Annotated in this window: 15 protein-coding genes; 1 reads left to right on the top strand and 14 read right to left on the bottom strand. The window is 59.2% G+C overall.

Annotated features, from left to right (window positions below):
* Nucleotides 1–35: 35 nt before the first annotated feature.
* Entirely contained in the window at nucleotides 36–1,385 is a 1,350-nt protein-coding gene (gene rlmD / locus FGO67_RS14420; RefSeq protein WP_203301381.1) for a 23S rRNA (uracil(1939)-C(5))-methyltransferase RlmD, read from the bottom strand.
* Between the two features lie 40 nt (nucleotides 1,386–1,425).
* Nucleotides 1,426–2,319, bottom strand: a complete 894-nt coding sequence (gene cysM, locus FGO67_RS14415; protein WP_203301380.1) for a cysteine synthase CysM — start codon at nucleotides 2,317–2,319, stop codon at nucleotides 1,426–1,428.
* A 225-nt stretch (nucleotides 2,320–2,544) separates the two neighbouring features.
* Here cysM and FGO67_RS14410 point away from each other — a divergent pair, with 225 nt between their 5' ends.
* Nucleotides 2,545–5,421 carry an ATP-binding protein gene (locus FGO67_RS14410; protein WP_203301379.1) on the top strand — a complete coding sequence of 959 codons (2,877 nt, stop codon included), beginning with the start codon at nucleotides 2,545–2,547 and terminating at the stop codon, nucleotides 5,419–5,421.
* Nucleotides 5,422–5,444: 23 nt separating this feature from the next.
* On the opposite strand, the gene pdxJ is transcribed toward FGO67_RS14410, so the two are convergent.
* The 12 genes from pdxJ to FGO67_RS14350 form a co-directional block, all read right to left on the bottom strand.
* A complete protein-coding gene (gene pdxJ, locus FGO67_RS14405) occupies nucleotides 5,445–6,185 on the bottom strand; it encodes a pyridoxine 5'-phosphate synthase (RefSeq protein ID WP_203301378.1) in 741 nt (246 codons plus the stop codon).
* The gene (gene recO, locus FGO67_RS14400; RefSeq protein ID WP_203301377.1) at nucleotides 6,175–6,903 is read right to left on the bottom strand and encodes a DNA repair protein RecO; all 729 of its coding nucleotides are present in this window, start codon (nucleotides 6,901–6,903) and stop codon (nucleotides 6,175–6,177) included. Before recO ends, pdxJ begins: the two co-directional genes overlap by 11 nt.
* A 7-nt stretch (nucleotides 6,904–6,910) precedes the next feature.
* On the bottom strand, nucleotides 6,911–7,828 hold the full coding sequence (gene era, locus FGO67_RS14395; protein WP_203301376.1) for a GTPase Era: 918 nt from the start codon (nucleotides 7,826–7,828) through the stop codon (nucleotides 6,911–6,913).
* Nucleotides 7,828–8,517, bottom strand: coding sequence for a ribonuclease III (gene rnc / locus FGO67_RS14390; RefSeq protein ID WP_203301375.1), 690 nt, complete (start codon nucleotides 8,515–8,517; stop codon nucleotides 7,828–7,830). The genes era and rnc overlap by 1 nt, the downstream gene beginning before the upstream one ends.
* Nucleotides 8,514–8,903, bottom strand: a complete 390-nt coding sequence (locus FGO67_RS14385) for a DUF4845 domain-containing protein (RefSeq protein ID WP_203301374.1) — start codon at nucleotides 8,901–8,903, stop codon at nucleotides 8,514–8,516. The genes rnc and FGO67_RS14385 overlap by 4 nt, the downstream gene beginning before the upstream one ends.
* Before the next feature lie 27 nt (nucleotides 8,904–8,930).
* The gene (gene lepB, locus FGO67_RS14380; RefSeq protein ID WP_203301373.1) at nucleotides 8,931–9,743 is read right to left on the bottom strand and encodes a signal peptidase I; all 813 of its coding nucleotides are present in this window, start codon (nucleotides 9,741–9,743) and stop codon (nucleotides 8,931–8,933) included.
* Between the two features lie 11 nt (nucleotides 9,744–9,754).
* On the bottom strand, nucleotides 9,755–11,557 hold the full coding sequence (gene lepA / locus FGO67_RS14375) for a translation elongation factor 4 (RefSeq protein WP_203301581.1): 1,803 nt from the start codon (nucleotides 11,555–11,557) through the stop codon (nucleotides 9,755–9,757).
* A gap of 103 nt (nucleotides 11,558–11,660) precedes the next feature.
* Complete coding sequence (locus tag FGO67_RS14370; protein WP_203301372.1) at nucleotides 11,661–14,387, bottom strand: bifunctional diguanylate cyclase/phosphodiesterase; 2,727 nt, start codon at nucleotides 14,385–14,387, stop codon at nucleotides 11,661–11,663.
* Nucleotides 14,388–14,530: 143 nt separating this feature from the next.
* Complete coding sequence (locus FGO67_RS14365; protein ID WP_203301371.1) at nucleotides 14,531–16,027, bottom strand: DegQ family serine endoprotease; 1,497 nt, start codon at nucleotides 16,025–16,027, stop codon at nucleotides 14,531–14,533.
* A 92-nt stretch (nucleotides 16,028–16,119) separates the two neighbouring features.
* On the bottom strand, nucleotides 16,120–16,569 hold the full coding sequence (locus FGO67_RS14360) for a SoxR reducing system RseC family protein (protein ID WP_203301370.1): 450 nt from the start codon (nucleotides 16,567–16,569) through the stop codon (nucleotides 16,120–16,122).
* Entirely contained in the window at nucleotides 16,566–17,543 is a 978-nt protein-coding gene (locus tag FGO67_RS14355) for a MucB/RseB C-terminal domain-containing protein (protein ID WP_203301369.1), read from the bottom strand. The genes FGO67_RS14360 and FGO67_RS14355 overlap by 4 nt, the downstream gene beginning before the upstream one ends.
* 68 nt (nucleotides 17,544–17,611) lie before the next feature.
* Nucleotides 17,612–18,169, bottom strand: a complete 558-nt coding sequence (locus tag FGO67_RS14350) for a sigma-E factor negative regulatory protein (RefSeq protein WP_203301368.1) — start codon at nucleotides 18,167–18,169, stop codon at nucleotides 17,612–17,614.
* Between the last annotated feature and the right edge of the window lie 6 nt (nucleotides 18,170–18,175).

The raw sequence follows: 18,175 nt of genomic DNA, 5'->3' as shown, positions 1-18,175 counted from the left end.
GTTCCTGCCGCCACCCGCGTGGCGGCGCCAATCCTTTAGCCGGAATCCCGCTCAAACAGGGCGATGGATTCGACATGAGTGGTGTGAGGAAACATATCCATCACGCCAGCACGCACCAGCCGATAACCATTGCGCACCATGACACCAGCATCCCGTGCCAGTGTTGCAGGGTTACAAGAAACATAGACGATTTTACTGGCCCCGAACGCCGTCAGGTACTTGCAGATTTCCTCCGCACCCGAGCGAGGGGGGTCAATCAGGATCTTGTCAAAGCCCTCTTTTGCCCAGCTCTGGCCGGTGAAATCACCATGCAGATCGGCACCGTGGAAAGCCACATTGTCGAGGCCGTTCAGTTCCGCGTTTTCGCGGCCACGAACCACCATGGCGTCGTCACCTTCCACGCCGACGACCTGGCCACCCTTGCGCGCCAGCGGCAGGGTGAAGTTGCCGAGTCCGCAGAACAGATCGAGTACCCGCTCGCCCGGCTGTACGTCGAGCCAGTCGACAGCGCGGTGGACCATGGTGCGATTGATGCCAGCGTTGACCTGGGTGAAATCCATCGGATGGAATTTCATGGTCAATTCAAACTCATCCAGCCGGTACCCGAGCCGCTCATCATGCCGCCCGGCGGACTCCGGCCAGATCCGGTGTACCGTGTCCGGCCCCTTGGGCTGCAGATAAATATGCAAATCGTGGGCCTGACCGAACTCGACCAGGCTGGCCCGATCACTGTCACTCAGGTCATCCATGTTGCGGAATACCATGACGGCCTCGTCATCGCCGCACGCCACCTCGACCTGGGGAATGCGATTGTAGGCATCAAGGCCGTGGAGCAGTTCACGCAGGGGCAGAATACGCTCACCGATGCGAGGGTCCAGCACAACACATTTGTCGATGTCGGTCAGGAAACTGTTGCGTTTTTCGCGAAAGCCGACCAGCACCGATTCCCGCGCCGGTACGTAGCGCACGCCCAGTCGCGCCTTGCGGCGATATCCCAGGCTGCTTTCCGAACGCATCGGCGCCACCCACTCTTCCGGCTCAATGCCCCCAAAATGGGCAAAGTGTTCGCGCAGGGTGTCTTCCTTGAACTTGATCTGGGCATCGGCACTCATGTGCTGAAGACTGCAGCCGCCACACAGGTCGGCAAATTCGCACGGCGGTGTCTGGCGCTCCGGCACGCTTTCGAGCACTTCCAGGCTCCGCAGCTCGTCGAATTTGCTGCGGGTACTGATCATCTTTGCCATGACGGTTTCACCCGGCAGGGCACCGTCTACGAACTGGGTCTTGCCGTCCTGGCGGGCAATACCCCGGCCGTCATGACTCAGTTTTTCAATTTCACAGCGCACCGGCTCTTTAGGAAGAGCCTTACGGCGTCGTCTACTCATACTGACTACTCTTGATGAAAGGTCCTAGTCTTGGGACTGTTCAGGCGCCGGGAAAGACGCCAGTGGAGAGGTATCGGTCGCCACGGTCACAAATGATGGCCACGATAACGGCGTTTTCAACCTGCTCAGACAGTCTCAGGGCGGCAGCAATGGATCCGCCGGAGGATACGCCACAGAAGATACCTTCCTGCGATGCCAAGGCGCGCATGGTGCTTTCCGCCTCTTCCTGGCCGATATCCAGCACCTGATCCACCCGGGCGGCGTCATAGATCTTCGGCAGGTAGGCCTCCGGCCAGCGCCGGATGCCGGGGATGGAGGCTCCTTCCTTCGGCTGTAGGCCAATAATCCGGATGTCGGGATTACGCTCTTTCAGGTAGCGGGATACGCCCATAATGGTGCCAGTAGTTCCCATGGAGCTGACAAAATGGGTAACCCGCCCTTCGGTCTGCGCCCAGATTTCAGGCCCGGTGGTGCGATAGTGGGCCAGCGGATTATCCAGGTTGCTGAACTGATCCAGCACCTTGCCCTTGCCCTCGGACTCCATCTGCAGGGCAAGATCGCGGGCCGTTTCCATGCCCTCTTCCCGGCTCACCGTGACAATCTCGGCGCCGTAAGCGCGCATTGATGCCCGACGCTCTTCACTCATGTTGGCGGGCATGATCAGCACCATGCGATACCCCTTGATTGCTGCTGCCATGGCCAGAGCAATCCCGGTATTTCCGCTGGTAGCCTCGATCAAGGTGTCCCCGGGGTGAATCTCGCCGCGCCGCTCGGCCTCCTGGATCATGCTGATAGCCGGCCGATCCTTGACCGATCCGGCGGGGTTGTTGCCTTCCAGCTTTGCCAGGATGACGTTGGAGGTCTCGCCCGGAAGTCGCTGCAGGCGAACCAGAGGGGTATGCCCGACATAATCTTCAATGGTGGGGAAATTCATATCATTGCCCTGTGGTACACTTTTGCGATCGCATGATACGCGTTATGGCCCCTGTCTCCCAATAAAGCTTCTCGCTATATCCATGACCGGCAGCTATAACCGAATCAACTTTCCCGAGGCGCTGGGACTGATACCTCAGTCAATCGCCTACGGATCATCTATTCTGACAAGGACGTGACCCCGTAATGACACCTCGGGGCCCAGGCAATAAATCAGGAACCGGGTATGCGGCGCTGGGGCATTCGCAAAAAAGTATTGGTGGTGACCCTCATCCCCACCCTGCTGACCACTTTGATGCTGGGCATGTTCTTCACCTACAGCTGGGTGAACAACATCGAAAGCTTGCTGCGTGATCGGGGCGAATCGCTGTCCCGACAATTGGCGGCAGCCTCCGAATACGGCCTGTTCACGGCCAATCGGAGTCTGCTTAGCAACTTGTCCAATGCCCTGCTGGAAGAGCAGGATGTCCGCTCCATTACCTTCTTCGACAGCGACGGCGCCCGCCTGTTGCACACCGGGCCAGGCAGCTCCGAATCCATCACCAGTGAAAACCTGGCGCCCAACAACGCGACCCGTATTGCCCGGGAAGACAACACCCGGTTCGTGACCCCTGTATCACTGCAGGAACTGATGATCGAAACCATGCTCGACCCGGACGTACGGGAGTCGAGCGCGCAGCCACGGCCACCGCTGGGCTGGGTTGCGGTGGAAATGTCCCACGTGCGCACCGAAAAGGAAACCTACAAGGCACTGCTGATCTCACTGCTGCTGGTCCTCGCCGGCGTGGTGCTCAGTCTGGTTGTCGCGCTGCGCCTGAGCCGGGCCTTTACCGACCCAGTGTTCGAGCTGAACGAGGCGGTCGCCAAACTCAAGGAAGGCAAACTCGACACCCGAGTGTTCACCCAGGCCGGCCCGGAATTCGAGCAACTGGAATCGGGCCTTAATGCCATGGCGGAGGAGCTGAGCAAGGCCCAGGCGGAAATGCAGCAAAACATCGACCAGGCCACCGAGGATTTGAGGGAAACCCTGGAGACTATCGAGATCCAGAACATCGAACTGGATTTCGCCCGCAAGGAGGCGCTGGAGGCCAGCCGCATCAAGTCGGAATTCCTGGCCAACATGTCCCATGAAATCCGTACACCGCTGAACGGCATCATCGGCTTTACCGAGCTGCTGCTGAAGAGCCCCCTGCCCCGCCAGCAAAGGGACCACCTCAGCACCATCCGCAAGTCCTCGGAAATCCTGCTGACCATCATCAACGACATCCTGGACTTCTCGAAGATCGAAGCCGGCAAGCTGATTCTGGACCGGGTGCCGTTCCAGCTGAGAGACATTGTCGAAGAAGTCATGGTGATGCTGGCACCGGCAGCACACGCCAAGAATCTGGATCTGGTGCCGCTGGTCTATAACGACGTCCCGGACAACGTCATGGGCGACCCGTTGCGGGTCAAGCAGGTGATTACCAACCTGGTCAACAATGCCATCAAGTTCACCCAGACCGGCGAGGTGGTGCTGCGCGCCAGTCTTGAGGAAGACTCTGAGGACAGCAATCGGGTGACCCTGCGCCTGAGCATTTCCGACTCTGGTGTTGGCCTGTCCCGGGCCCAGCAACAATCGCTGTTCAATGCCTTCAGCCAGGCGGACGCGTCCACCGCCCGCCAATACGGTGGCACCGGCCTGGGTCTGGCGATTTCCAAGCGGCTGGTGGAAGAGATGGGGGGCAAAATTGGCCTGGACAGCGAACTCGGCAAAGGCTCCACGTTCTGGTTCACGCTCACCTCGGAACTGTCCACCAGCGCCGAAAGCGTTGCGCCCCGTGATGGTCTTCAAGGCGAACGGGTTATCTACCTGGAGCAACAAAGCACAACCGGACTGGCGGTGGAGCACCTGCTCCGGGAATGGGGCATAACAGTCGACCGGGTCGCCTCCCCCGGCGCTCTGCAGGAACAGATTGAAGAGGCCCAGAAAAACCAGGCCGGCTATGCCCTGGCAATTATCGGTATCACCCGGCACCTGCTCAATTCCAGCCAGTACTGTTCCCTGTTCCGGACCCTGGAGATTGAACGGGACTGTCGCACTCTGCTGCTGACACCCACCCTGGAAACCCACGACACCCCTCTGTCCGGGCTCGCCAGCGGGCACCTGACCAAGCCGATCTGCCGGGGCGCGCTCTACGACGAGCTGCTGCTACTGGTACACGGCATCAGCTCCAGTGGCCACCTGGCGCTCGATTTCGATCGCCGCACCACCAGCCTGGCCGCTACCAACGTCCCCCGAGTGTTGGCGGTGGATGACAACGACGCCAACCTGAAGCTGGTAATGACCCTGCTGAAGGACTGCCAGATCGACGCTGAAGGCGCCTCCAGCGGCTTTGAGGCACTGAGCAAGGCGCGCAAGAAACCGTTCGACCTGGTGCTCATGGACCTGCAAATGCCGGGTATGGATGGGGTGGAAACCACGGCTCGCCTGCGGGATCTGGACCAGGCCCCGCACCGCACCCCGATCATTGCACTGACCGCCCACGCCCTGGCCGACGAGCAGGACCGGCTGTTCCAGCAGGGCTTTGACGGCTATATGTCCAAGCCCATCAGCAGCAGCCAGCTCACCAGTATTATCCTTGAATACACCGGTTTTGAGAGCATCTCAGCCAGCCACAGCGAGCAGATTCGGGTCCCTGAGGTACGTGACACCCGGCGGGCCATGCGGCCATCAACCCGTAAGATGGAGCAGGACTGCGTCAGCATTCGCGAAAGCATTCAATTGGCGGCGGGCAAGACCGATCTGGCCGAAGAATTGTTCAGCATGCTGCTGGAACAGGTACACAATGATCAGAGCCAGGTAGCGGAGTTCTGGCGCCGGGGCGATCTGGATGGGCTGCTGGAATGCGTGCACAAGCTGCACGGCGCTACCCGATACTGCGGTGTGCCCGAACTGCGGGCGGCCGCTAACCGCTTGGAAACCGCGCTCAAGTGCGCCGCTCCGGATATCGAGCACCACAAGGAACAATTACTGGCGGCGATGGAGCGGCTACAGAACTGGAGCGAACAGACCGATTGGCAGCGGTTGTTTCGGGCCCAGCCCCAGCCGACCGAAACCAGCTGAGACCGGGCAAGGTTCAGGAAGGCTCAGGCCCGGCCGCGGGCCTGATCAAGAATCGCCTTCATGTCCCGCACTGCATCCTTGAGCCCGGTGAATACGGCGCGGGCGATAATCGCATGACCGATATTAAGCTCATTGATACCGGGTATCGCAGCAACCCGCTCGGTGTTGTGGTAATGCAGGCCGTGGCCGGCGTTGACGATTAGCCCCTTTTTACGGGCATAGGCAACCGCCGAGGCAATCGTCTGGAACGCAGCCTCGGCCTCTTCAGGGGTCTTGGCTTCGGCGTATTCACCGGTGTGCAGCTCGATGACCGGTGCGCCACAGCGCACGGCGGCGTCAATCTGGGCAGTCGCCGGATCGATAAACAGCGACACTTCCGAACCCAGCTGAGCCAGACGATCGCAGGCCTTAGCCACTCTCGCCTCCTGGCCCTCAACGTCCAGACCGCCTTCGGTAGTCAGTTCCTCTCGCTTCTCCGGCACCAGGCACACGCATTCCGGCCGGACCTGTTCGGCGAAGGCCAGCATCGCGTCGGTCACTGCCATCTCGAGGTTCATCTTGGTCTGCAGGGTTTCCCGCAACAGCAGGACATCACGATCCTGAATGTGACGACGATCCTCCCGCGGATGAATGGTAATTCCATCCGCGCCCGCCTCTTCCGCCATCAGGGCGGCCTGAACCGGATCAGGATAACGGGTACCCCGGGCCTGGCGCAGGGTTGCGACGTGGTCAATATTGACGCCGAGTAACACTCTAGGATTCATGCCGTTCTCTCCGAAGGTGACTGAATAAATTTCGACTGTGGAGCGGACGCCCCTGCAAAAGGTAATCGGTTAAGGCCCGCATGACGCGCTTGGCCACGCGCCGGCAGGGGTCAGCGTCCAGGTCGCCGGCCGCCAACGCCTGCAAGACCTCCCCAGGTAGTTTCTGGACACGGGCGCCAGGGCCTGGCTGCGCGACAATGCCCTGTTCCGGATCATAGCAATACTGCTGACCCGCCTCGACGGATTGCCCGGTATCGGTGGCAAGGTCCCAGGAAAAATCAAAACCCAGCTCTGCGGCAAAAGCCCGCTCAAAGCGCCTCAGCACCGGTTCGATGTCGTTCGTTTCGGCCAACTCGGCAATGGCGTCGATGTAGGCTGCGAACAGGGTGGGATGCGGATCTGCCGCCGGCAGGATACGCTGCAGGAGTTCGTTCAGGTAGAGACCACTATACAAAGACGCCGTGCGGTGCAGCGAGGGGCCAATGCGGGTATCGACATGGGTCAGGGTTTTCAGGTCGCCGCGTCCGGCCCAGTCCAGCATCAGCGGCTGGAAGGGCTGTAATTGGGCCTTCAGCGGACTCTTGGCACTGTTGGCGCCCCGGGCAATGACGGTCAAGCGCCCGCGATTCAGGGTGAACACATCCACCATGAGACTGGTCTCCCGCCAGGGTCGGCGGTGAATCACGTAGGCGGGCTCTTGGTGCTCCGGCCCGGTCATAGGTGCCTCAGAGGTCGTTCATACCGAGGCTTTTCAGGGCCCGATCGCTGTCAGCCCAGCCCCGTTTCACCTTGACCCAGAGCCGCAGCATGATCTTGCTATCAAACAACCGCTCCATATCGGCCCGGGCTTCCTGACCAATACGGCGCATGCGCTCACCCTTGTCGCCGATCATGATCTTCTTCTGCCCTTCACGCTCCACCAGAACCAGTGCGGAAATGTGCAGGGTCTTGCCTTCCCGCTTGAACTCCTCAATTTCAACAGCCACGGAGTACGGCAGTTCGGCGCCCAGTTGCCGGGTGATCTTCTCCCGCACGATCTCAGATGCCAGGAAGCGCTCACTGCGATCGGTAATCTGGTCATCCGGATAGAAATGGATACTTTCCGGCAGGAAACGGCCCACGGCCTCCTCCAGTGGTTCCAGATTGTTTTCCTTGAGCGCAGACAGGGGAATAATTTCGGCGAAATCCCGCTTTTTCGACAGCATGTCGAGGTGCGGCAACAGGGTTTCCCGCTTCTCGATCTTATCGACCTTGTTGACCGCCAGGATCACCGGGCACTTGAGCTTTGACAGTTTCTCCAGAACCAGCTCGTCCGCCGTGGTCCAGGACAGCTGATCGACCACGAACACCACGACATCAACGTCGATCAGTGCCGAGGTGGCCGCCTTGTTCATGTAGCGGTTCAGGGCACGGGGTTCTTCCTCGTGCATGCCTGGGGTATCCACATAAATCGCCTGAACCGGCCCCATGGACTTGATGCCCAGAACCTGGTGCCGGGTGGTTTGTGGCTTCCGAGAGGTGATGCTCAGCTTCTGGCCAAGGATATGGTTCAGCAATGTGGATTTACCCACATTGGGACGACCGACAATAGCCACGAACCCGCAGCGACTGTCCGGGTTTTCCGGGCGGGTAATATCATTCATTACTGATTCTCCACGCCCAGTTCTTTCAGGGCGTTTCGGGCTGCCTGCTGCTCGGCGACGCGGCGACTGTTGCCGGTCCCGCTGGTCTTTCGATCCAGTGACGGCAGCGCGCAGGTTACATGGAAGGTCTGGTTGTGGGCTTCACCATCAACCGAAATGACGTCGTACTGTGGCAACGGAAACTGGCGAGACTGAAGGTATTCCTGCAGACGGGTCTTGGGGTCCTTCTGGGTGTCCTGCAGGTCCAGATTCTTGAGCCGTTGCTCGAACCACTGCAGCACCTTCTCGCGGCAGGTGTGGAAATCACTGTCGAGATAGATGGCACCAATGATTGACTCGACCGCGTCGGCCAGGATTGACTCGCGCCGAAACCCGCCACTCTTGAGCTCCCCGGACCCCAGACGCAGATAGCTGCCCAGCTCGAACTCGCGACCGATTTCAGCCAGGGTCACGCCTTTGACCATGCGCGCCCGCAACCGGCTCAACTGCCCTTCCCGAGCCTTTTCGAAGTGCAGGAACAGATACTCGGCGATCACCATATTAACAATGGAGTCGCCCAGAAATTCCAGGCGCTCGTTGTTCTGGTTGCCAAAGCTGCGGTGGGTAAGCGCCAGTAGCAGCCGCTCTGGCGATTCAAACTGATAGCCAATGCGGCGTTGTAACTGATCCAGATCCGGTTGCGAACTCACTTGCCCTTCATCTCGTATTCATGCTTGAAGTGTACGATGGTATCGACGTTACTGAACAGATCGTTACGGACCTCGTAATCCACCAGGATCAGAACCCTGTCCCCATCTTTCTCGACGGTGATGTTCTTGGCATCAAAGCCGCGAACGTTGTTCACGCTCAGGCGCTTGTTGATCAGAGTGCGCACCTGAGCCGGCCCCATGGTCGACAGACCAGGGGTGCCATCGAGGCCTTCCAGCGCCTCCTGGATGGTGATGTCATCCAGATAGATCGGGCCGAGTTTGATGGCCAGGGTTAACAGGCCACCAAAGAACAGCACCATCACCATCATCGTTAACGCCGAGGCACCAGTTTGCCGGGTCATGGCGGAGAGATTATTTTTCTTCATTATGACTGCACTCCAGAATTGTCGGAATTACTCAATACCGCCCACACGATCAAAGGATGGCAGACTGGTAAGCGATTTCCAGTGCATCCAGATGCCAAAGGCCTTGCCTACAACCAGTTCATCGGGAACCATGCCCCAGTACCGGCTATCGTTGCTGTTGTCGCGGTTGTCGCCCATGACGAAATAGTGATCCTCGGGCACCACCCATTCGCCCTCGCCACTGGCGCCGGGCCGGCCCATGGTCAGGAAAATATCGTGCTCCACATCACCAAGATTCTCGCGGCGTAACTCGACCGGCGGAAGACGGGCGATAAACTTGCTCTCAACCTGCTCACCGTTGATGAACAGCTGTTTGTTGCGGTAGCGAATAGTATCGCCCGGCATACCGACCACACGCTTGATGTAGTTGGTGGCGCCATCCTTGGGGTAACGGAACACCATGACATCACCGCGTTTGGGGTCGCCGAGCTCCAGTACCTCGGTACCCGCTACTGGCAGCCGAAGCCCATAGGCGAATTTGTTGACCAGGATAAAGTCACCCACCTCAAGAGTCGGCAACATGGAGCCAGACGGAATCTGAAACGGCTCCACCAGGAAAGAACGCAGCACCAGCACAATTGCCAGAACCGGGAAAAACGACCGGCTAAGATCGACCAGATAAGGCTCTTTCGGCTCGTCAGCCTCGTCGACAGTGCCGACCTGGGCATCCGGGGAGGCCGCCTGGCCATTGGCCCGAGCCGCTTCCAGCCTGCGCTCGCGCAAAAACAGTTTGTCCGCCAGCCAGATCAGACCTGTCGCGAAGGTCAGAACTACCAGAACCAGGGGAAAATCGATGTCCATCCAGGCGCCTTCTATTTATCCACTTGCAATACGGCCAGAAACGCTTCCTGAGGCACCTCGACATTACCCAGCTGCTTCATTCGTTTCTTACCCTCTTTCTGCTTCTGAAGCAGCTTCTTCTTGCGGCTGACGTCGCCGCCATAACACTTGGCCGTCACGTTCTTACGCAGGGCCTTCACGGTCACCCGCGCCACCACCTGAGTGCCAATGGCAGCCTGGATAGCAATATCGAACATCTGCCTGGGGATCAGCTCTTTCATCTTGTCGATCAGCTGACGCCCCTTGTAGTGCGCCTGTTCCTTGTGAACGATCAGCGCCAGTGCGTCAACCCGCTCACCATTGATCAACACGTCCAGACGAACCAGGTTGGCTGGCTGGAAGCGAATAAAATGATAGTCCAGGGACGCAAAGCCACGACTCGCAGACTTGATACGGTCGAAGAAGTCCAACACCACTTCCGCCATAGGCAGCTCGTAGGTCAGCTGCACCTGGGTGGACATGAAGTGCATGTTTTTCTGTACACCACGCTTTTCTTCACAGAGCGCAATCACGTTGCCAAGATGCTCCTGGGGCACCAGGATGCTGGCCTCGACGATGGGTTCACGCATTTCCTCGATGGAGCCAACATCCGGAAGCCTGGACGGGTTGTCCACCGAGAGCGTCTCACCCTGCTTGGTCACCACCTCGTAAATTACCGTGGGCGCCGTGGTGATCAGGTCGATGTCGTATTCCCGCTCAAGCCGCTCCTGGATGATCTCCATGTGCAGCATGCCAAGGAAGCCACACCGGAAGCCAAAGCCAAGGGCATCGGAGCTCTCTGGTTCGAAGAACAGCGAGGCATCGTTCAGCGTCAGCTTTTCCAGAGCATCCCGAAAATCGTTGTAGTCATCGGCACTGACCGGGAACAGGCCCGCATAAACCTGCGGCTTGACCTTCTTGAAGCCCGGCAGCATTGGTGTCTGCTCGGAAAATTTCTGATGCACGATGGTGTCACCGACCGGCGCACCGTGGATATCCTTGATACCCGCAACGACAAAGCCCACATCGCCGGACTCCAGGACATCAGTGTCTTTCGGCTTGGGATTGAAAATGCCCACCTTTTCGGCGTTCCAGGATTTTCCGGTGGACTTGATGACGATCTTGTCCCCTTTGCGCAGGGTGCCTTCGGTGACCCGTACCAGTGACACCACACCCAGGTAGTTGTCGAACCAGGAATCGATGATCAGCGCCTGCAATGGCGCGCCCCGGTCACCCTTCGGCGGCGGGACACGCTTGATCAGGTCTTCCAGTACGTCTTCGACGCCGATACCACTCTTGGCACTGCAGCGGACCGCTTCGGACGCCTCGATACCAATGATGTCCTCAATTTCAGCCGCCACCCGTTCGGGCTCGGCTTGGGGCAGGTCCATCTTGTTCAGAACCGGCACCACTTCGAGTCCCTGCTCGATGGCGGTATAACAGTTAGCTACCGACTGGGCCTCAACACCCTGACCGGCGTCGACCACCAGCAGGGCACCTTCACAGGCGTACAGGGAACGGGAGACCTCGTAGGAGAAATCGACGTGCCCGGGGGTATCGATGAAGTTCAGTTTGTATTCGTGACCGTCCTTCGCCGTGTAGTTGAGCGTGACGCTTTGGGCCTTGATGGTAATCCCGCGCTCCCGCTCCAGATCCATGGAATCCAGGACCTGCTCGGCCATCTCGCGGTCGGTCAGGCCACCGCAGATCTGGATAAAGCGGTCCGCGAGGGTGGATTTACCATGGTCAATGTGGGCAATGATGGAGAAGTTACGGATTCGGCTCAGTTCAGTCACAGACAATAAATACTCGTATAGACGAAGGATTGAGCCCGGAAGGGCCGGAGCCGGGATCCGGGAACGCCGTGATTTTACCGGTTACCGGCCGTCATTGCCATGATCAGGACATCAGCGGCTTCTCATACTGGCGAATCAGGAAGCCAATCAGAGCATCTTCGTCCAACGGGTAACTGAACAGGTTACCCTGACACTGGGCACAGCCTGCAGACTTGAGGAAGGCGAGTTGCTGCGGCGTTTCCACCCCTTCGGCCACGACCGTCAGGTGCAGCTTGCGCGCCAGGGCGATGACCGCCGAGGCCACATCGGTGGCGCTGACGTTGTAGGGAATGTCCCGAATAAAGCGATGATCAATCTTGACCACATCCAGCGGCAACTGCTGCAGCGACACCAGGGAACAGGAGCCAGTGCCAAAATCGTCCAGAATCAGGCACACCCCCAGGTCGTGCAGGGCTGTTAACCGCTCGCGCAGGATTCTGGGATCTTCATTGAGCAACTCGGCCGGCATCTCCAGTTCCAGCCGCTCCGGCGACACCCCTGTCTCGGTAATTACCTGCCGGATCATGTCCAGGAACCCGGCATCGGTGAGCTGCCGCACTGACAGGTTAATCGCCATCTTCAGGGACTCGAAACCGGCCCGCTCCAGAGCCTGTACCTGAATACAGGCCTGACGCAGCGCCAGCTCACCGAGCTGGAGAATCAAACCGGTTTCCTCGGCCAGACCAATAAACTGCTGCGCCGAGACCAGCCCCTTCTCCGGGTGATGCCAGCGCAAAAACGCCTCAACGCCAATCACCCGCTCACTGATCAAATCGAGTTTCGGCTGGTAATGCAAAACAAAACGATCGCCGTCCAGCGCTGCCGTCAACTCTTCCTGCTGTAGCAAACGGCGAGCCGCCTGGATATTCATGGCCGGCGTGAAGAACTGGTAGGTATTGCGACCCATTTCCTTGGCACGGTACATGGCCAGGTCCGCGTATTTCATCAATGTCCCGGGATCCTCACTGTCCTGCGGAATCATGGTGATACCGATACTGACGGTGATACCGACTTCATGCTCACTAAGCCGGACACGCTGGCACAGCCGGTGCAAAATCGTTTCCGCCACCTTACCGGCAGCCTCCGATTCACCCACCCGGGACAGCAAAACAACAAACTCATCACCACCCAACCGGGCTACCGAATCCTCCTCGCGGACACAGCCTTCCAACCACTCGGCAACCTGGCGCAGCAACTCATCGCCGGCATCGTGCCCGAGGGTGTCGTTGATCCGCTTAAAACCGTCCAGATCCAGGAACATCAGCGCGGCCGGCTCACCACTGCGCCGGCAACGACGCACAGCATGATTAAGCCGATCACGGAATAACTGCCGGTTCGGCAGTCCCGTCAACGGATCGTAAAACGCCAACCGGTGCAGCTCTGTCTGGGCCGCCTTCAGCTGCGTCAGGTCGCGCAGGCTGAGCACCACGCCATTCACGCCGGGCACCGAGAGCATTGCGGTATAGGTGCAATCCATATCGCGCCAACGGCCTTCCGAGTCACGGACGCGGGCCCTAATCACTGGTTGCTGCACTCCGGGAGCCCCGATGGCGTCCTCGAAGCCTTGCTGCAACTTCGGCCAGTCGTCGACATACACCAGGGTTTCAAGGTTAAGCGACGCAATCTCGCCTGGATCGAAGCCCAGAATTTCGTCGCTGGAGGGACTGGCATAGGAGGCCTGGCCAGCACGGTCCAGCACCAGGGTCACGCTGGCCGCGCCTTCGGTAATGGCCCGATAGCGCCCGGCACTGATCTGTGCCATCAGACGCGACCGGATCAGGGCCAACACAAACAAAAACAACAGAACACTGATGACAATGCCGCTACCCAACACAATGGGTGGCCGCGGGTCCGCGGCCAGGAAATCAAAGGCGGGCGTGGACCGGGTCTGGAGCAGCCATTCCCGGCCGCCAGCATTCAGCGTCTGGCTCATCTGGAAACTGAAGTCGTTATCCAGGGACCCCAGATTCGAGCCGTACATCAGGTTGTCACGGCTGACCGCTCCGTTATCGTAGATACGGACATCCAGAAAAGGTGAAATCAGCCCGACGATGCCATCAATCAGGTTATTCATCCGGAACGCACTGAAGACAAATCCCGCCAGCATCATCTGCCGTTCGTTGCGGAGCTCCGGCACCGCCCCACCCTGATACACCGGGTAGTACATCAGAAAGCTGGCCTGATCTTCGGCCACTTCTTCCTGAATCAGCACCACCTTGGCGGTCACCGTTGGCTTGGCTTCGTCCCGCGCCAGCTCCATGGCCCTGCGATGCACTGGATCGCTGAAGGCATCGTAGCCCAGTGCCCGGTGGTTGCGGTCAGTGCCGGGCTCCAGATATACCATTGGGTAATAGTAGGGACCGGTGCCGAGAGGACTGACCAGGTAATTGTAGACACCCTCTTTTCGCACCGAAGAGATATGGTCGGCCATCTGCCGGACCCCGATGCGCTTGACGTAACCGATCCCCTGGATACCCGGGTAATAGCGATCAATGTCGACCTTGTCGACGTAAACGCGCCACTCGTCTCGGGAGACATCGCCTGCAACGGAGAACAGACCAGCGCTGCCCGCCAGCACTTGCTCGTAGTTCAGCAAACGTTCTTCAATCGCGGTCTTAAGCTGGAGGGTCTGAGTGCGGAAACGGGCCTGGGTGCGCTCATCGACCAAGTGGATCGACACCTGCCAAAGCAGAACAGTAACGCCAAGCACGACAAAAAAAATCAGCCAGGCAATCCACGCGTTACGAAATTGCAGGAGCTGTCGTAGAGGAAGATCCTTTGTGTTCGTCATCTGTTCTGGTCCGATCCATGGCCATGATTTTATTGGAGTTGCGCCAGTATAACAAAAGCCCCCGAGCGTGTCGTTTTGGACAACAGCCGGGGGCTTTGAGTTCACCGCTCAGTCGGCGGTAACAGCGCTAATGGGCGGGAGGCTCAGGGCTTCATAACCAGATAAACCGCCCTGCCTTGACGAATTACTCGCACCGATACCGCCCGGTCCTTCGGGAGTGCCTCAATCACCTCACGGAACTCCTCGACCGAGGTTACCTTTTCCCGATTGATCTCGGTGATCACGTCGCGCGGCCGAATACCAGCCTCGAAGGCGGGCCCGCGGGCGATATCAGACACCAACACACCGCCATCGACGCCGAGAGAGTCGGCCAGTTCAGCCGGGATGGGCTCAACGAGCATGCCCAGCGGAGCCGACGACGAATCCCCTGAGCTATCCGACGGTGCAGCTTTCTTCTCGCCGCCCTGCTCCGGAAGCTTGCCAATTTCGACGTCCAGCTCGATCTCTTCACCACCGCGAAGCACCGTGAGCTGAGCGGTTTCTCCGATCGGCGTTCTGCCCACCATCGGCGGGAGATCAGACGACAACTGCACGTCCTCGCCATCATACGCCAACACGATATCACCCGACTGCAGCCCCGCCTCCTGTGCCGGCGAGCCCTCCATCACTTCCGCCACCAGCGCACCCCGGGGTCGCTTCAGACCGAAAGATTCAGCCAGGTCACGATTGACCTCCTGGATCAGCACGCCAAGCCAGCCCCGTGCCACAGTGCCGTTGTCGCGGATCTGCCGGAATACGTTCATGGCATCGTCGATGGGGATAGCAAACGAGACGCCCATGAAACCACCGGAGCGGGTGTAAATCTGGGAGTTGATACCAATCACTTCACCATCCAGGTCAAACAGCGGACCGCCAGAATTACCCGGGTTAATGGCGACATCGGTCTGAATGAACGGAACATAGTTCTCGGTCGGCAGCGACCGGCCGAGAGCACTGACAATGCCAGCGGTTACGGTGTAGTCGAACCCGAAGGGCGATCCGATCGCGAATACCCACTCGCCCACCTTGAGATCGCGGGAGCGGCCAATTTGTACCACTGGCAGGTCATCACCGTCTTCGATCTTCAGTACGGCCATGTCCGAACGGGGATCGGTTCCCACCAGAGTCGCCGGCAGTTCGCGGCGATCATTTAGGCGCACGATGATTTCATCAGCCCCTTCCACCACGTGGTTGTTGGTAAGGACATAGCCATCCCGGGACACAATGAAACCGGAGCCCATGGAGCGGCGAGGCTGAGACTTGCCCGGGCCGCCACCAAAGGGTGACTGGGGACCCCGGAAGAAATCCTGGAAGAACTCGGGAAGTTGTTCGAACTGCTCCTGATCAAATGGAGTGCCATCAAAGCCCTTGAAGCCCTTGAATCCCTGCGAGCCACTCTTGGGCGTGCTGGTGGTGGCAATATTAACCACTGCACTGGAGTTTTCTTCCACCAGCTCGGTGAAATCGGGTAAGCCTGCGGCCGCAACACCCTGACTCCAGAAAACCGAAACCATGACGGACAGCATCAGCAGAGCACCGAACCCTCTCCACACCCGGTTGGCAGGTGTAGGTTGAGCGACCCCTGTCAGTATTGTCGGCATGTTGTTCTCCCTTAGGTTCATGTCATCACACTAATGTTTTAAGACCGATGTAGCGTTTTTCAACTTAAAAAACGGTAGGGTTTGAGTACAGATCAGGCCCACTGCTCGGTGCCGATGCGGTTTACCCTCAGCAGCCTCGGCTGATAACGGTCACCCCGGCCAGCCTGGAGCCGTCGGCCGATCCAGAAACCGGAGGCGAGTCCCGCCACCGCTCCCGCAATAGCGCCAGCATCCACGCCACCGGACAACGTGTGGCCAGCGATGCTCGCCAGCACCATCAGCAGCAGCGGAACCGCATAGACCACCAACGAAGCGGTCAGTAGGGCCTGCTCATCAATGCCAAGCGTCACCTCGTCACCAACCTGGGCGCTCACCGAGTTGTACACCAGCACCTGATTAGCGCGTCCGCCGGAGGCCGATGCCAGCACCCGCTGGCCACAACCACTGCGGGCCGAGCAGCTTTCACAGGCACTCTGTCGAATCGTCTGGACCCAGGCCTGCTCACCTTTGAGCGCAATAACAGTTCCGGTTTCAGTAATCATGAATCATCCGAGTGGAGCGCCAGGGCATCATCAACGCGCACCGATTCCGCCACCTTACGCGCGGTTTTTGGCGGCACTTCTCCCACCACGGTCACAAGGAACCGGCCATTGCCGGCATCAAGTTCCCGCATGTATACGGTGGTGGCACCAATACGGGAGGCACCAACCGGCATTCTGACCGCGCCCTCCGGCTCAACGAACACCGAGAATGCTGCCAGACCGTCGGAAAACGCAATGGCTCGCCCAGGACCGGAGCGCGGCGCCGCAGCCGGCACAAACCCGGGCGGCTGCCACCCCAGATCCCAGCCTTTCATGACCGAGCTCCGAACCGGCTCTGGCGATGGCTCCTGTTCGAGATTGTGGGTCACTTCCCGACCCTTGGTCTGGATCTCAAATTCGCTGTCGGCCAGGTCATCGGTAATCTCCAGACTGGTAAACTGGAAATGCTCCAAGACCTTGCCATGGGGCTCGCCCACGTGACTCTTGACCAACAGGCCACTGGCTTTCTCGAGCCAGAGGCGATGATTGTAACGATGTGGATCTTTGGCGGTTAACGCGATGATCACCGAGTCATAGCCGGCCACACGATCTTCGCCAACCAGCTCGGCCTTATACCAGCGGCTTACCGGCACAAGTTCGTTGGCGTAGGCCTCGGCAAATGGGCCTGACGGAATCACCTGATCCAGCCGCACCTCGCCTTGCCGAGGCAACACGCACACCACGTTCATGCCCTTGCGGACAATCTCACCATCGCCGCCGTCCTGCAAAACCAGGCGCTCGTGCACCATGCCATTCCTGAACCGGTGCGCGATACGCATGGAATGCACCCGGTCGCCGCGGGCGTAAACGAACACGCCCCGATAAGAGGTCATATTCAGCGCCGGTCCCAGGCGCTCCAGCCATTGGCTGGCCTGGCTCGGCTCGCTCGCTGCCAGTGGACTGGCGGCCAACAGTACCAGTGCAGCTGCGGTCATCAGATTACGCCAGCTTTGATGCAGGAGGCCGCCCGCCCGGTTAAGCGCATTGAACTCTGCAACCAACATCAGTAACCGCTGCCTGTGGCACTGACCATGCGGGCATAGCCCACCGATCCGCGACCGGCACCCACGCTGTTGTGCTGGGCATGCTCCAGTAAGTACCGACTCACGTGTTCCCACTGTTCCTGATCCAGCCCCTGCAACGCCACTTCATCCACCGGTTGCACCTCGGTGAACTTGTTGGGTTCCGCGCTTGCCACCGGCGCACCCTGGCTGGTATCCGCCGACTCCCAACCGGCCCCCGCACCGAAACCTATAAGCAGCGCCATGGTCACCATGGCAACCGCTGGCCACTGCCAGCGTGCTACCGATCTGGACGCTGCCGGATCCTTTTCGCTAATGCGCCGGGGCCGGCCATCGAGGACCTCCCGGACAGCACCACTGACATCGATGCCCTCCGCGGGTGAGTGATTCTTGTGCATCAACCCCCGAACTTGCTGCCAACGCTGCCACTGATCGCAAACCTCGTCCTGCCGACCATGAGACAGCAGTCGACGAACCGACAGCTCGTCGGCTTCATCGTCCATCATGGCGGAAAGTGTTTCTCTGAGACGATCATCCATCGGATG

The organism is Marinobacter sediminum (genome assembly GCF_016820575.1).
Lineage (GTDB): Bacteria > Pseudomonadota > Gammaproteobacteria > Pseudomonadales > Oleiphilaceae > Marinobacter > Marinobacter sediminum.
This window is presented reverse-complemented; position numbering and strand designations above follow the sequence as displayed.

Coding starts and splice junctions, on each gene's coding strand:
- rlmD (WP_203301381.1), bottom strand. CDS start 1,385: ATGAGTAGACGACGCCGTAAGGCTCTTCCTAAAGAGCCGGTGCGCTGT.
- FGO67_RS14350 (WP_203301368.1), bottom strand. CDS start 18,169: ATGGATGATCGTCTCAGAGAAACACTTTCCGCCATGATGGACGATGAA.
- pdxJ (WP_203301378.1), bottom strand. CDS start 6,185: ATGAATCCTAGAGTGTTACTCGGCGTCAATATTGACCACGTCGCAACC.
- FGO67_RS14360 (WP_203301370.1), bottom strand. CDS start 16,569: ATGATTACTGAAACCGGAACTGTTATTGCGCTCAAAGGTGAGCAGGCC.
- recO (WP_203301377.1), bottom strand. CDS start 6,903: ATGACCGGGCCGGAGCACCAAGAGCCCGCCTACGTGATTCACCGCCGA.
- FGO67_RS14410 (WP_203301379.1), top strand. CDS start 2,545: ATGCGGCGCTGGGGCATTCGCAAAAAAGTATTGGTGGTGACCCTCATC.
- FGO67_RS14370 (WP_203301372.1), bottom strand. CDS start 14,387: ATGACGAACACAAAGGATCTTCCTCTACGACAGCTCCTGCAATTTCGT.
- FGO67_RS14385 (WP_203301374.1), bottom strand. CDS start 8,903: ATGAAGAAAAATAATCTCTCCGCCATGACCCGGCAAACTGGTGCCTCG.
- era (WP_203301376.1), bottom strand. CDS start 7,828: ATGAATGATATTACCCGCCCGGAAAACCCGGACAGTCGCTGCGGGTTC.
- FGO67_RS14355 (WP_203301369.1), bottom strand. CDS start 17,543: ATGACCGCAGCTGCACTGGTACTGTTGGCCGCCAGTCCACTGGCAGCG.
- lepB (WP_203301373.1), bottom strand. CDS start 9,743: ATGGACATCGATTTTCCCCTGGTTCTGGTAGTTCTGACCTTCGCGACA.
- cysM (WP_203301380.1), bottom strand. CDS start 2,319: ATGAATTTCCCCACCATTGAAGATTATGTCGGGCATACCCCTCTGGTT.
- FGO67_RS14365 (WP_203301371.1), bottom strand. CDS start 16,027: ATGCCGACAATACTGACAGGGGTCGCTCAACCTACACCTGCCAACCGG.